10 protein-coding genes and 4 pseudogenes are annotated in these 13,413 nt (G+C 42.5%); 6 read left to right on the top strand and 8 right to left on the bottom strand.

Annotation, left to right across the window (positions count from 1 at the left end):
* Window positions 1-131: 131 nt before the first annotated feature.
* Together CUU64_RS14100 and CUU64_RS21720 are read left to right on the top strand one after the other, a co-directional pair.
* Window positions 132-455, top strand: a pseudogene (locus CUU64_RS14100) (SDR family NAD(P)-dependent oxidoreductase); the annotation flags it as partial.
* Window positions 395-613 (top strand): SDR family oxidoreductase, encoded by a 219-nt coding sequence (locus CUU64_RS21720; RefSeq protein ID WP_142383633.1) that lies wholly within the window; start codon window positions 395-397, stop codon window positions 611-613. The pseudogene CUU64_RS14100 and the gene CUU64_RS21720, both read left to right, overlap by 61 nt.
* On the opposite strand, the gene CUU64_RS14095 is transcribed toward CUU64_RS21720, so the two are convergent.
* Both CUU64_RS14095 and CUU64_RS14090 read right to left on the bottom strand, forming a co-directional pair.
* On the bottom strand, window positions 573-953 hold the full coding sequence (locus CUU64_RS14095; protein ID WP_101634246.1) for a YkvA family protein: 381 nt from the start codon (window positions 951-953) through the stop codon (window positions 573-575). The genes CUU64_RS21720 and CUU64_RS14095 overlap by 41 nt on opposite strands.
* 91 nt (window positions 954-1,044) lie before the next feature.
* Window positions 1,045-2,427, bottom strand: coding sequence for a M20/M25/M40 family metallo-hydrolase (locus CUU64_RS14090; RefSeq protein ID WP_101634245.1), 1,383 nt, complete (start codon window positions 2,425-2,427; stop codon window positions 1,045-1,047).
* A 370-nt stretch (window positions 2,428-2,797) separates the two neighbouring features.
* Here CUU64_RS14090 and CUU64_RS14085 point away from each other — a divergent pair, with 370 nt between their 5' ends.
* Window positions 2,798-4,426, top strand: coding sequence for an ATP-binding protein (locus CUU64_RS14085; RefSeq protein ID WP_257985529.1), 1,629 nt, complete (start codon window positions 2,798-2,800; stop codon window positions 4,424-4,426).
* A 34-nt stretch (window positions 4,427-4,460) separates the two neighbouring features.
* A complete protein-coding gene (gene pepT, locus CUU64_RS14080) occupies window positions 4,461-5,690 on the top strand; it encodes a peptidase T (RefSeq protein ID WP_101634243.1) in 1,230 nt (409 codons plus the stop codon).
* 72 nt (window positions 5,691-5,762) lie between these two features.
* On the opposite strand, the gene CUU64_RS14075 is transcribed toward pepT, so the two are convergent.
* A complete protein-coding gene (locus CUU64_RS14075) occupies window positions 5,763-6,740 on the bottom strand; it encodes an SDR family oxidoreductase (RefSeq protein WP_101634293.1) in 978 nt (325 codons plus the stop codon).
* Between the two features lie 705 nt (window positions 6,741-7,445).
* On the opposite strand from CUU64_RS14075, the gene CUU64_RS22055 reads away from it, so the two are divergent.
* The gene (locus CUU64_RS22055; protein WP_180954606.1) at window positions 7,446-7,610 is read left to right on the top strand and encodes a hypothetical protein; all 165 of its coding nucleotides are present in this window, start codon (window positions 7,446-7,448) and stop codon (window positions 7,608-7,610) included.
* 164 nt (window positions 7,611-7,774) lie between these two features.
* Here the strand turns inward: CUU64_RS22055 and CUU64_RS14070 are convergent.
* Together CUU64_RS14070 and CUU64_RS22650 are read right to left on the bottom strand one after the other, a co-directional pair.
* Window positions 7,775-7,963, bottom strand: a pseudogene (locus CUU64_RS14070) (DUF4030 domain-containing protein); the annotation flags it as partial.
* Between the two features lie 217 nt (window positions 7,964-8,180).
* Window positions 8,181-8,306, bottom strand: a pseudogene (locus CUU64_RS22650) (threonine synthase); the annotation flags it as partial.
* A gap of 89 nt (window positions 8,307-8,395) precedes the next feature.
* On the opposite strand from CUU64_RS22650, the pseudogene CUU64_RS22645 reads away from it, so the two are divergent.
* Window positions 8,396-8,911 (top strand): annotated as a pseudogene (locus tag CUU64_RS22645) (pyridoxal-phosphate dependent enzyme); the annotation flags it as partial.
* A 239-nt stretch (window positions 8,912-9,150) separates the two neighbouring features.
* On the opposite strand, the gene CUU64_RS14050 reads toward CUU64_RS22645, so the two are convergent.
* The 3 genes from CUU64_RS14050 to CUU64_RS14040 form a co-directional block, all read right to left on the bottom strand.
* Window positions 9,151-10,842 (bottom strand): glycoside hydrolase family 13 protein, encoded by a 1,692-nt coding sequence (locus CUU64_RS14050; RefSeq protein WP_101634240.1) that lies wholly within the window; start codon window positions 10,840-10,842, stop codon window positions 9,151-9,153.
* Window positions 10,843-10,857: 15 nt separating this feature from the next.
* Window positions 10,858-11,832 carry a carbohydrate kinase family protein gene (locus tag CUU64_RS14045; protein ID WP_101634239.1) on the bottom strand — a complete coding sequence of 325 codons (975 nt, stop codon included), beginning with the start codon at window positions 11,830-11,832 and terminating at the stop codon, window positions 10,858-10,860.
* A gap of 104 nt (window positions 11,833-11,936) precedes the next feature.
* On the bottom strand, window positions 11,937-13,412 hold the full coding sequence (locus tag CUU64_RS14040; protein ID WP_101634238.1) for a glycoside hydrolase family 32 protein: 1,476 nt from the start codon (window positions 13,410-13,412) through the stop codon (window positions 11,937-11,939).
* Window position 13,413 lies beyond the last annotated feature (1 nt).

Genomic DNA, 13,413 nt, shown 5'->3' with positions numbered 1-13,413 from the left:
TTTCATAACGTTTAGGTAATTAATTGAATGAACAATTCTGTCTGATTGTTATAATTCATCTAGAGAGGTGAAACTGGACGTACCCAGTCTATAAGTATCTAGGTAAGGAGACAAAATGCAAGGAGGTTCAGATTGCTTTTCCTGCCCAGCCTCAGAACAGGCACCCTGGACTAGAACACGTTATGGTTCCCAAGCCCTTTTCCGAAAATCCGAATGTTACAGGAAGCGGCAAATTAAAGGATAAAGTAGCGATTATTACAGGCGGGGATAGCGGCATAGGGCGGGCGGTTGCCTACGCTTTTGCGAAAGAAGGCGCTCATGTTGTCATTAATTATCTTAATGAGCACGAGGATGCAAATGAAACAAAAAGCAGGATTGAACAGCTGGGCAGAGAATGTTTGTTGGTTCCGGGAGACCTGCGGGAGGAAGCTATGTGCCAGCAATTTGCACGGCAGGCCAGCCATTTGAGGTGGCAACAAGATATGTCTTTTTAGCATCAGATGATTCCAGCTATATGTCTGGCCAGGTACTCCATCCGAACGGCGGACTATATCTGGCTCGTAGAAACATATCTAAAAAAAGCGGCGTAGCTCTAGTAATGCCCAAACTATAATCAGACACCAAATTAGAATAATCAAAGACCCTACAATCCAATTCTTAGGCTTTCCCTTTTTCATTAGTTCCGAAGCTTTTTCTGAACAGTCACTAATAACATTCTCCGGTATTAAACGTAATGCAATCGTGATTCCCAGTGGCACGATAATGATATCGTCCAGATAACCCAGGATTGGAATAAAATCCGGTATCAAGTCAACAGGACTGAATGCATAAGCCACTACACAAACAGTAAATAATTTTGTATACCAGGGAACCCTGGGATCTTTATATGAAAAATAAAGGGTGAATAATTGTTTCTTTAGACGTCTTGCCCATGCCTTGATTCTACTGATCATTCCGTTCTCCTAAACAGGTTTTCTTTTTATTATACCAAAATTGGGGTCAGTCCCCCACTGCTTTAAAGTGGTGGGGGACTGACCCCTTCTTTTATTCTATTTCTTCTTCATAGTATAAGTGTGGTGCCTTTGGTTGTTTTTGTTTTTTCTCTTTTGGCCCTTGATTGTCAAAACGGGCACTTTCATACATGGCTGTACCTACGATTTCAGCGACATCCTGGAGTTTTTCTTTGCTTATTTTATCAATGGTATCCTCTGGAGTGTGATACCATGGCTCAGCAGGATCATGGATAAATAATGCAGCCGGAATTCCAGCTTCCCCGAATGGAACATGATCGCTTCGCCCGCCCTCTTCATAAGGTGTCGGTGTTCCATTCAAACGGGTACTGGACGCTTGTGCCAGCTCCGTTACAAGGTTAGGCTGTCCATCATGCGTCATCAACACCAGGTCTCCTGCATCCTTGCTGCCGACCATATCAAGGTTAAAATTGGCGATGGTACGATCAATTTCATCCTCTGAAAGGTTATTAACATAATGTTCCGAACCAAGAAGGCCCACTTCTTCGGCACCAAACGTGATGAAGCGGATTTCCGTATCGGTAGGGAGCTCTTTAAACACCCGGGCAAGCTCCAATGTCATGGCTGTCCCCGATGCATCATCATTTGCACCAGGCGCCGCCGCTACGGAATCATGGTGTGAGCCTAGCACGATAATATTGCTATTTGCCTTCTTTTTGTTTGTAGGTTGTTTCGTTGCAATTACATTATGGGAGGTTTTATTGTCGACACTGGCTCCGTCAATTGTAATTGTAGCAGTACTACCTAATTTGGCAGCAAGGGCCTCCCCTTCAGCATTCGTTACCGCCACGGCCGGTACATATTCGTTATTCTCGCCAAGAGTACCGTTAATCACGCCCTCTGAATTGTTATAAATAATAACACCTATCGCCCCTTTTGCTTTTGCGTTTAATATTTTTTCAGCAAAAGTGATTTGGCCACGTTGAATAAGAGCGATTTTTCCTGTTAGATTCTTATTTTGAAGTGCATCTTGTGTGCCTAACCCGGCATCCACCAGTTCACCCCAAACATTGCCGTTTACCGTATATGTGAATGAGGTTGGATTGAGCTCCCCCTCATAACCGTCAACCGTCAATTTGACCGTATTTGGAGGTGTATATGCTTCAAACGTGAATGGCTGGATTTCGGTTTCATATCCATATGATTCAAATTGCTTCTTAATATATTGCACTGCGTTATATTCCGATTCTGTACCTGCCACCCGCGGCGTTTTTGATAGATATTCGATTGTATTATAGATATTATTCACATTAATATTATTAATGACTTTCCTATCCTGTGGATGGACAGTCTGTTTCTGGCTTACTTCGGCGGGCTGAGCGAAAACGGCATGGGTCCCGACGGCGCTGAATGTTAGTGATGAAGCGAGCGCTAGCGAAATAAAAGGCTTTTTCATAGAATTCCTCCTTTAATTAGTAGATTCAGTGCCTATTTTATAATATTGCGAATATTTAAAATAGGTATGATTCTACCAAAAATCCCCATATAATCCCTTGCATACATAGGCCTTATGTCATTTTCTATTAAATATATTGGTAAGGATTGTTAGGTAAGAACGAGTGTTCTAAAATAAATCGAAGGAATGGTTAGAGGATTCCAACTACATTTTTTGGGGGAGAAAAAATCAACGGGGTTTTTTCATCCCTTCTGCAACAGTTAAATGCACTTTCTATATATTTTATAGTTGCAGCTTTGATATAATATAAATTTAGGAGTTTTACTTATTTCATTATTACAGAGAGAAATGATCGTAAGGGAGAAACATTATGATGTCCAAACATAAGGGTTTGCTTTTATATCTACTTTTTGGTGCCTTATGGGTGTTTGTTACAGATTTCATTCTATATCGTTACATTAATGATCAGGAACTATTAATAATAGTCGAAAAGATAAAGGGGCTATTTTTTATCCTTATTACTGGCTTGCTGCTCTATTTCTTTTTATCTAAAAATGAAAAATACCTAGCATTAAAGGAAGAAGAACGGCGCCTACATACGCTGATTAACTCCATGGTTGATTTTGTGAATTTCAAAGATGGGGACGGGAAATGGATTGAGGCCAATGAATTCGGATTAAATCTTTTCGAATTGAAGGGCGTTGATTATAAAGGGAAAAGGGATTCGGAGCTGGCGGAATATTCAAACTTTTATAACGAAGTGCTAAAGTATTGTGAAGTTTCCGATGAAGAAGCGTGGAAAGCGCAGAAAGTCACCAGGTGTGAAGAGATAATTCCATTGCCTAATGGCGGTTTTAAAACGTTTGATACAATTAAAGTACCCCTCTTCCATCATGATGGTTCTAGAAAAGGCCTGGTGGTTATGGGGAGAGATATTACCGAGCGGATCATGGCCGAGAAAAAATTATCGGAAAACAGGCAGCAGTACAAATCATTATTTGATTACAATCCCGATCCTGTATATATGATGGATTTAAATGGAATCCTCACTAATGTGAACCCCCAGTTTGAATCTATTGTTGGCTTGTCCCACAATCAATTAATAGGTGCATCCATAAATGACTTTATCTTCCCTTCAGAAAAAGAAAAGAACAAACTTATGGACTCCTTTGCATACGTTAAAAAACATAGAACCGGAATAAACACAGGCGATGTACATTTTTGTATCCAGGACAAGATTGCGATATTTTCTTGCACTTTCGTCCCCATTCTTATCGATGATGAGATCGCAGGAATTATCAGTTATGCAAAGGATGTTACCCATATTCGGGAAACAGAAGAACGGCTGAGGAAGACCGAAAAGCTTTCCATCGTTGGGGAACTGGCGGCAAGTGTGGCTCATGAGGTAAGAAATCCCCTGACTTCGTTAAAAGGATTTGTCCAATTGCTCAACGATCGGGAAAGCCAGCATCAGCATTATTATTCCATTATGTTAAATGAGTTGGACCGGATCAACCAAATCGTAAGTGAATTGTTGGTGCTTGCGAAACCACAGCAAATGAAATTCCAAGAGCATAACCTTGTTCATTTAATGTCAGATGTAAAGGCCTTATTAGAGCCACAAGCGAACCTTTACGGTGCACAGATGGTATTCGATGTGAGACATGAACTCCCTTTGATATCCTGTGAAGCGAATCAATTAAAGCAGGTCTTCATTAATATTATAAAGAATTCCCTCGAGGCATCCTCTAAGAAGATACAAATAGACTTCCAGGTAGAAGAGGAATGGGTGACGGTCACAGTAAAAGATAATGGATGCGGTATTGAGAAAAATCGGGTAAAACATCTGGGGGAGCCTTTTTATTCATCCAAAGAAAAAGGTACAGGACTAGGGTTAACCGTTAGTTATAGGATCATTGAAGCACATCGGGGTAAAATTTCCATCAAAAGTGAAGTAGATTCTGGTACAAAAATAAAAATTGCTTTGCCAATTACGTGAACGGAACAATTTTACATTCTAGGAGATGAAGAAATTGAAAAGAGAAATAATTGAACGCTTTACTTCTTATGTAAAAGTAGACACCCAATCAAACGAAGAAAGCTCAAGTTGTCCTTCGACGCCTGGGCAGTTAACTCTTGCACGAATGCTGGTTGATGAATTAAAGGCAATTGGAATGACGGAAGTTACTATTGATGAAAATGGATACGTGATGGCCACTCTCCCCTCCAATACAGATAAGAATGTTCCGACGATTGGATTTCTGGCCCATGTCGATACAGCCACTGATTTTACCGGAGCGAACGTCAACCCGCAAATTGTAGAAAGCTATGACGGCAATGAAATCGTATTAAATGAAGCTTTGCAAGTCGTTCTTTCACCGAAAGAATTTCCGGAGCTTTCTAATTACAAAGGGCACACCTTAATAACAACAGATGGCACGACTCTCCTCGGGGCAGATAACAAAGCCGGCATCGCCGAAATTATGACTGCCATGGCTTATTTAATTAAACACCCGGAAATCAAGCATGGAAGAATCAGGGTTGCTTTTACCCCTGATGAAGAAATTGGAAGAGGCCCGCATAAATTCGACGTGGCCGCCTTCGATGCCAAATTCGCTTATACAGTGGACGGTGGGCCCCTTGGTGAGCTTGAGTTTGAAAACTTTAACGCGGCTGCGGCAAAAATTACGGTCAAAGGAACGAACGTCCATCCCGGCACAGCAAAAGGCAAGATGGTAAATTCGGCTAAAATTGCCATGGAATTGAACGGACGGCTGCCTGAACAACAAGCTCCTGAATTTACGGAAGGCTATGAAGGTTTTTATCATCTTCTTGGCATAAATGGCGATGTGGAACAAACAAAACTTCATTACATCATCCGTGACTTTGACAGGGATGCTTTTAACGATCGAAAAGCTGCTCTTGAGCACATTGTGAATGAGCTTGGGGACAAATACGGAAAAGACAGCATCCATCTTGAAATGAATGATCAATACTATAATATGAAAGAAAAAATTGAACCGGTAAAGGAAATTGTCGACATTGCCCATCAGGCTATGGAAAACCTGGGCATCAACCCGATCATAAAACCGATCCGCGGCGGCACGGACGGGTCCCAGCTCTCCTACATGGGACTGCCTACCCCGAATATCTTCACGGGCGGTGAAAACTTCCACGGCAAATTTGAATATATTTCAGTAGACAATATGGAAAAAGCCACTAACGTAATCATTGAAATAGCCAGGTTGTTTGAACAAAGGTAACAAGTTAAGGGGTCAGTCCCCCGGAGCGGTAAAGCGTTAGCGCAACGGGGGACTGACCCCTTAAAAATATGATTATGAATGCGTAGATTCCCCGCCGTCGACATGGAGCACTTGGCCTGTGACAAAGCGTGAATCATCGGAAGCCAAATACACATAGGTAGGTGCCAATTCGAATGGATGGGCCACACGCTGCATTTTATTAAAGGCCCCGTACACAGCAACCTGGTCTGAAGAGAAACTTGCGGCGATAAGCGGCGTCCAGATCCGTCCCGGCGCTACTGCGTTGACACGAATACCTTGATCGACGACATTATTCGCAAGGGCGCGTGTCCAGCCTACGATAGCACCTTTGGTAGCCGTGTAATCAATCATTTGTTTCTCACCGACATATGTCACAACAGAGGTAGTGCCAATAATAGAGCTTCCCGGCTTCATATATGGAAGCGCTGCCCTTGTGGTGTAGAAGTGGGAATAAATATTCACCTTAAAGGTGTCATCGAATTGCTGGTCTGTAATGTCAGTCAAACGCAACTGCTGGAACTGGATGCCTACATGGTTACAAAGGATATCAAGACGGCCAAACGTCCTTACGGTTTGCTCTACAATCGCAACACACTGCCGTTTTTCCCGCAAGTCACCAGGCATCAATATACAACGCCGGCCAAGTTGTTCAATCCTCATTCTGGTCCGGTTTGCATCCTCATGTTCATTTAAATAAGCTATGGCTACGTCTGCGCCTTCTTTGGCAAACGCAATGGCCGTCGCCGCCCCAATTCCGCTGTCACCGCCTGTAATCAGCGCAACTTTTCCTCTTAACTTACCGCTTCCTTTATAATTTGGATTTTCAATAATCGGACGGGGCACCATTAACCCTTCCACACCAGGATGAAAAAGCTGGCGCTGTTCCGGCAAATTGATCGGGATTTCTTCATAACGGGTTATTTTCCCATAGTTTGGGTACATTGGGTATGGATGTTCTACTTTATTAGCATCAAAGGATTGTTGCAGCTGCCTGATCTGCTGCAGCTTCATTTGATCCATCTGGCCCATCACGCTATCTTTTTGATATTGGCCCATTACGTTACCATCATAGTGCTGGTCCATCACATTATCACCTTGATATTGCCCCATCACGTTGCCATCATGGTACTGGTCCATCACATTATCACCTTGATATTGCCCCATTACGTTTCCGTCATAGTACAGGCCCATAATATTATCATCTTCATACTGGCCCATCACGTTGCCATCATAGTATTGGCCCATTATATTATCATCTTGATACTGCCTCATCATGTTGCCGCCTGGATACTGGTGCCCTATCATATTCCCTGCTCGGTACTGGTCCATTTGTGGCATGTCATATTGTCTTATTTGATTGGCATGTTGGATGTGCGGCAAAGAGTATGGTGGAATTTGATAGCTTTGCTGTACTTGCATTTGCGGTATATGTTCCACTGTGTTTATTTGATCGATAAAATTAATTTCATCCATGGAATCCATATCATTCATTTGATCTATTTGGAACATTTTTCGATCTTTATTTTCTTGATTCATTGGAGACCTCCTGGTAATAAACTTTCTGTTTACCGTATGTGAAGCCGCCCTGCAAAGTGCTTGTTATCCAAAAGAAAACAGAAATAAAAACAATTCAGAAATGCGCTACATCTCATCGTTATAGGCTGTTGGTACTTGCTCCATTTTAAGTACGCATGAATAGGGTAAAGCGTGAGAAAAAAGTAAGGAGGCTGCTCTTTGAGATTTGAATTTAATCCGGAAGTAAAACTACTGCTGGTCAACAGGTCATATGAAAAAGTAAGGATGGATTATATCAATCATTCCTGGCCAATGTCCGAAGTTGGTTGGAGGCCACCCTATTACACCAATCCGCGTTATGGCTTCAACTATCCTATTATCTAACCTGGTTAAAGACGTTTATATACCAAAATTGTAAAAGGAAAACAGCCTGTATTACTGATTCGCAATGATCACTAATACAGGCTTTGCTGCATGCTTTGATTCAAGGGAAAAGTAAAGTGTCGGAGCAACAGCAACCGCAAGGAATCTTGGAACCAGAGCAAGAGCTAATTTATTTTCTTTTTATCTTTGCTAAGCACAATGATTTTGTATTCATCATTTTGGATGGCAGCCTTTGCTTCCTCTGATTCGAGAAACTCCAATATCGTATCTTCTATCTCCTGCCCAACCTCCACTTTATCAGGATCGGTGGATGAGATAGTTGTTTTTATCCACATTGTCATAGGCTGAGGATGGGCAGAGTATGAAAATCCTTTGACTTTATACTCTTTTTTACTGTCAAATTTTTAATAGATACATAGGCTTTATAGACCGATTCCTGTACAATGTCCAGTGCGTCGCTTTCATTCCTTGCATAAAGAAAGGCCGTGCGGTAGAGCTTATGTTTTTCTTCTTCAATCAGTTCTTGAAATGCCTTGTCATTTCCCCTAACCGCTTTTTTTACTAGGGTAAAAAAAGAATGACATCGGGAAGCTTCCAGTCCATTTGTTCGGCTATTTCGTAGCCCATTGTTTTCTTACCTTCAATCCTGTAGGGCTCTTTCAGAGTCGAAGCATCATAAAACCCGTTCTCTCCTATAAGATATTTGTATACAGTTGGAAAAATTTATTTACTATTGAAACGTTTCTGTACCAAAAAATGTCTAACGTTTGTATGAAAGGAGGAAAGTCATGTTTCTTACCGGAGGGGGAGTTGGAATGATTGGCATCTACAAAGCCTTACTAGAACTAAAATAACTAGGCTGGATTAATGGAGAGAAACTTCCGCGCCTTGTCGCCGTACAGGCAGAGGGCTGCGCACCAATTGTAAAGGCCTTGGAAGAAGGTAAGACCAAGTCGGAACTATGAGAAAATTCTAACAGAAACGCATTTGGCATCAATGTCCCGAAACCTCTTGGTGATTTCCTTGTATTACAAGCTATTCGGGAAACAGCAGGCTGTGCGATTTCCGTCTCCGAAGAAAGTATCAAAAGCTGCCAGCTAGAAGTAGCCAGCCTAGAAGGAAACTTTATCTGCCCTAAAGGAGCAGCAACCTTTGCAGCAGCTAGAATCTTAAGGGGGAATAACTGGATCAAAGCTGGAGAATCGGTGGCTTGTTTAAGTACCGGCGTGGGAATCAAATATCCTGAATCCCTTCAACTGAAAGCAGTGGTGCTGGAAAAAGGAGAGCATATCCTTTTGTAACCAAGACCGCATACTCTTAAGTGGTTAGCTTAATGATCTAAAGACGGTGAGGCTTGGCTAAGTAATTTCTAAATGTGCTGAATTCCCATAAGGATTGGCTAAAAACGCATTGGGATTTTCTTGGAATCTTTCGGATTTGCGTTGGTATAGAGAGCATTTGGAATTTTCCACTTCGCTTGCAAAACCGCGAAAACGGAATAAAAAACCCCATAGAATGTTGATTTCTATGGAGTTCGTCATTATTTTTCCAATTGATAAACGACTGATTCATAAGGTCGCAGCGTGAATTTCGCAATGTCGGCCACGTTATGGTCGTCATAGTTGCTGATTAATAGCTCACCTGACCCAAAAGTGATAGAAGAAGGTAATTCAAATTCTGCTTCTTTCTCATAGAAATTATTGATTACAAGCAGCATTTGATCCCCTAATTGCCTTATGTAAGCAAAAATGGATTCATGGTCTCCGAGAATTAAATCATAACTTCCATATACTACGATTTCGTGCTTTTTTCGAAGTTCGATAAGTTTTTTATAATGATAGAAAATAGAATTCTTGTTTTCTAAGTCATTTTTAACATTGATCGCTGTATAATTCGGGTTTACGTTAAACCATGGAGTTCCTTTTGTGAAGCCTGCATGTTCCGAATCATCCCATTGCATTGGAGTTCTCGCGTTATCGCGCCCTTTGGCGTATATTGACTCCATAACGTCCTTAGAATCATAGCCTAGTTCATGAACTCTTTCCTGATACATATTTTTCGTTTCAATGTCCTGATAATCTTCAATCCCCGGGAATCGGACATTGGTCATGCCGATTTCCTCACCTTGATAAATATACGGAGTCCCCTTCATAAAATGGAGCAGCGTAGCCAGCATCTTCGCAGATTCAACCCGGTATTTCCCATCAGTCCCGAAGCGGGAAACAATGCGGGGCTGGTCGTGGTTGTTCCAATACAGGCTATTCCATCCGCGGTTTTCGAGCTGTTTTTGCCATTTTGAGAGGTTTTGTTTTAAGTCTGACAGCTCTAACGTCTTCAAGTCCCATTTTTGTTTTCCTTTTTGTTTATCGAGGCTCATATGTTCAAATTGGAATACCATATTTAGTTCGTTTCGCTCTTCCGCAGTATACAGTTCAGCTTGTTCCGGGGTGACTTTAGGGCATTCGCCTACTGTCATGATATCGTATTTTGATAAGACCTCACGATTCATTTCCTGCAGATAGTCATGTACACTTGCTCCATTAAACTGATAAGGCAGTGGTTTTGCGGTTCCCTCTGCGAGCTCTTCATAAGTGGGCAGGAATTCCTTTTTAGAGATCATGTTGATGACATCCATACGAAATCCGTCAATGCCTTTATCGAGCCAAAATTTCATCATGGAATAGATATCGTTCCGGAGAGCTGGGTTTTCCCAATTGAGATCGGGCTGTTTTTTCGAAAACATATGAAGATAATACTCTTCCGTTTCCGGGCTGTATTCCCAAGCAGATCCTCCAAAAGAGCCTTCCCAGTCTGTAGGAGGCAGGCCCCCTCGTCCCTGACGCCAAATGTAATAATCCCTGTATGGATTATCTTTCGAATTTCTTGCTTCCATAAACCAGGCATGCTTATCAGAGGTATGGTTTACCACCAGGTCCATAACCAGTTTAATCTCCCGTTTATGCATTTCGTCGAGAAGCCGGTCCCAATCTTCCATGGTACCGAATTCTTCCATGATTTCCTGATAGTCGCTGATATCATATCCATTATCATCATTTGGCGATTGATAAACTGGAGAAAGCCAAACAACATCCACCCCCAGATGCTTTAAATAGTCAAGCTTCGAGATGATTCCAGGGATATCCCCGATTCCATCTCCGTTGCTGTCCATAAAGCTTCTCGGATAAATTTGATAAACAACACTTTCTTTCCACCATTTTTTATTTTGGGACACTGCGAATTCTCCTTCTTATTTTGCTTGTTCTAGTAGCTGTATAATTTGTTCAATAGCAGGAATTGAGCTGATCGCGCCTTTTCCGGTCGTTGTGAGGGCACCGCTCGCATTGGAGAATGCCAGGAATTCCTGATGGTTTGCCTGGCAAATCTCTTCTAGGGTTTCTTGAGTGGTACGCCTGCTTAACAGTTTGTAAAGAAATCCTCCGATAAATGCATCACCAGCACCGGTGGTATCCTGTACATCCACGCTGTAGCCTCTGGATTCATATTTATTTGTTTTTATGTAAAGGTCCGCACCATGGGAGCCTTTTGTATAAATAATTGCTTTTACCTCCCCGATGAACAGAGATTGTATAGCTTCTTCCGGATCTTTCACGTTTGTAATAAATGGCAATTCTTCATCTGAAATTTTGAGAATATGTGCTTTAGGTACAAATTCAAGAATCGTTTGCCTACAATCCTCTGGGCTTTCCCAAAGCGGCAGCCGGACATTTGGGTCAAAGCTGATTAAGCTTCCCTTTAATTTAGCCTGCTCGATTGCTTTTATATGGGCATGCTTCATCGGGCTCTCGACTAAATCAACTGACCCGAAGTGCAGAATATCCCCTACCCCGAACCAGTCTTCGTTGATCTCATCCGCCGTAAGCAGGAGATCAGCTGATGGCTTGCGGTAAAACGAGAAATCCCTTTCGCCATCTTCGCGTAAAGAAACAAAAGCAAGCGCAGTATTCGCTTCGTCTGTTCGTATGATTTTATCCGTTTCCACGCCGGATTTCTCCAATGTTTCAACCAGGAAATCACCAAATGCGTCTTTTCCCAGCTTCGTGATCATGGAGGATACTCCTCCAAATTTGGCCACAGCAGCTGCCACGTTGGCAGGGGCCCCGCCAGGCGCACGCTCAAATGTTGTTACATCCTTAAGTGCCCTGCCTTTTTGAAGAGGGATAAAGTCGATTAACACTTCCCCTATTGAATATAGCTTTCCCATTAATGTATTCCTCCTTCCTAAATATGGACGATGCAAAACTATTCGTTCCTTTAAACAGCACGAGGGTCTGCCCCCCATGCTTTACCGCGTCACCGCGCCGGGGGTCAGACCCCCAAATCCCATTTGCGGGTGTTGAACGTGGCGTTTCCGTTTTTTGCATAAAAGTGGATTTGGTCACTTCCAGCGTCTGGGAAAATCCTTGAAGTGAAAACTTCTTCACCATCATTCAAAAATATTTCAACGGAAGATGTGTCTACAAACAAATGGAAGACGATCTTGTCTGCATCAACGCTGCACGACCTCGTGGTTCCATGCTCTACACCAACTTGTGCGCCTGAAACGCTGCGGTCCAGAACCGCTGTTTTCTGGATGGCATCGTATTTGATGACCGTCTTCTCGTCTCCACTAGCACGAAATTCAATACCGAACTCTTCAGCGCTAAAATCCGAGATTTCACATCGAAGTTCAAATCTTGTGCCGGTAAAGCCCTCTAAGCTTTTTGCTTCGTTATCTGCTACGAATGTTGCCGCTAATTCCTGTTTCCGCAGTAATTCTAACTCTTTTACAGGCTTTTGTACAAGCTTTTCATTTTTGACGGATAATTCACGTGGAAGGGTCAAGCAATGCGCCCAGCCATGTTGATCTGTCGGGTAGTCAATGTCCGGAAGCCCCATCCAACCTACCAGAATCCGTCTCCCGTCTGGGCTTGCCATCGTTTGGGGAGCATAAAAATCAAAGCCCCTATCCAGTTCGCGGAAATCACCGTGATGAAATGTTCTGTCGGGCAGGTTCAGTGGATCACCAATCAAATAACCAGACTGGTAGATATTTTGGAACTCATCACCCGAAGGTTCAATGCCTTGTGGAGAAAAAATGAAGACACCCCGGCCATCGGCTTCAAAATAATCCGGGCATTCCCACATATAACCGAAGTTTTTTAGGTTGGTACCCAGTTCTCCTTCGAATTTCCAATCTGTTAGATTCAGAGAACTATACAACACCACACAACCTGTCTGGTTCTCACGCTGGGCCCCGATTACGGCATAAAATGTTTCGCCATCTTTCCAAATTTTCGGATCACGGAAATGGTCTGTATAACCTGATGGCACACTGCGGATTACTGCCTCCTCTTGTTTCCTAATATCACCTTCTATATCCATGACAGCCAGGCATTGGTAAGGGTGCCTTATCCAATTTTCGTTACGCGTGTTTCCCGTATAAAATAAATACAGTTTGCCTTCATGTTCGATAGCACTTCCCGAATAAGCCCCATGGCTATCATAATCCCGATCGGGTTCAATGCCTATCCCGACATCTTCCCAATTGACGAGGTCCTTAGATTTCACATGGTACCAATATTTCATTCCATGTACTGGACCTAACGGAAACCACTGATAAAATAAATGATAAAAGCCATTATAATATGAAAAACCGTTGGGATCATTTAAAAGTCCTGTATGCGGCTGGATATGAAACGTTTGCCGCCAAGGAGATGCCTCCACTTGATGGGTCAATTGCTGTATCTCTTCGGGGCTTGCTTCATCAAGCCGCCGGTATCTTTTTTCCCTAGTCCATTCCATG

Origin of the sequence: Bacillus sp. V5-8f, assembly GCF_002863565.1 — a bacterium.
Taxonomy (GTDB): domain Bacteria; phylum Bacillota; class Bacilli; order Bacillales; family DSM-1321; genus Peribacillus.
This window is presented reverse-complemented; position numbering and strand designations above follow the sequence as displayed.

What these genes read in the sequence shown, in the direction of transcription:
- CUU64_RS21720 (WP_142383633.1), top strand. Translation starts at nt 395, where the DNA reads ATGTTTGTTGGTTCCGGGAGACCTGCGGGAGGAAGCTATGTGCCAGCA.
- CUU64_RS14095 (WP_101634246.1), bottom strand. Translation starts at nt 953, where the DNA reads ATGATCAGTAGAATCAAGGCATGGGCAAGACGTCTAAAGAAACAATTA.
- CUU64_RS14090 (WP_101634245.1), bottom strand. Translation starts at nt 2,427, where the DNA reads ATGAAAAAGCCTTTTATTTCGCTAGCGCTCGCTTCATCACTAACATTC.
- CUU64_RS14085 (WP_257985529.1), top strand. Translation starts at nt 2,798, where the DNA reads ATGATGTCCAAACATAAGGGTTTGCTTTTATATCTACTTTTTGGTGCC.
- CUU64_RS14075 (WP_101634293.1), bottom strand. Translation starts at nt 6,740, where the DNA reads ATGGGCCAGATGGATCAAATGAAGCTGCAGCAGATCAGGCAGCTGCAA.
- CUU64_RS14045 (WP_101634239.1), bottom strand. Translation starts at nt 11,832, where the DNA reads ATGGGAAAGCTATATTCAATAGGGGAAGTGTTAATCGACTTTATCCCT.
- CUU64_RS14040 (WP_101634238.1), bottom strand. Translation starts at nt 13,412, where the DNA reads ATGGAATGGACTAGGGAAAAAAGATACCGGCGGCTTGATGAAGCAAGC.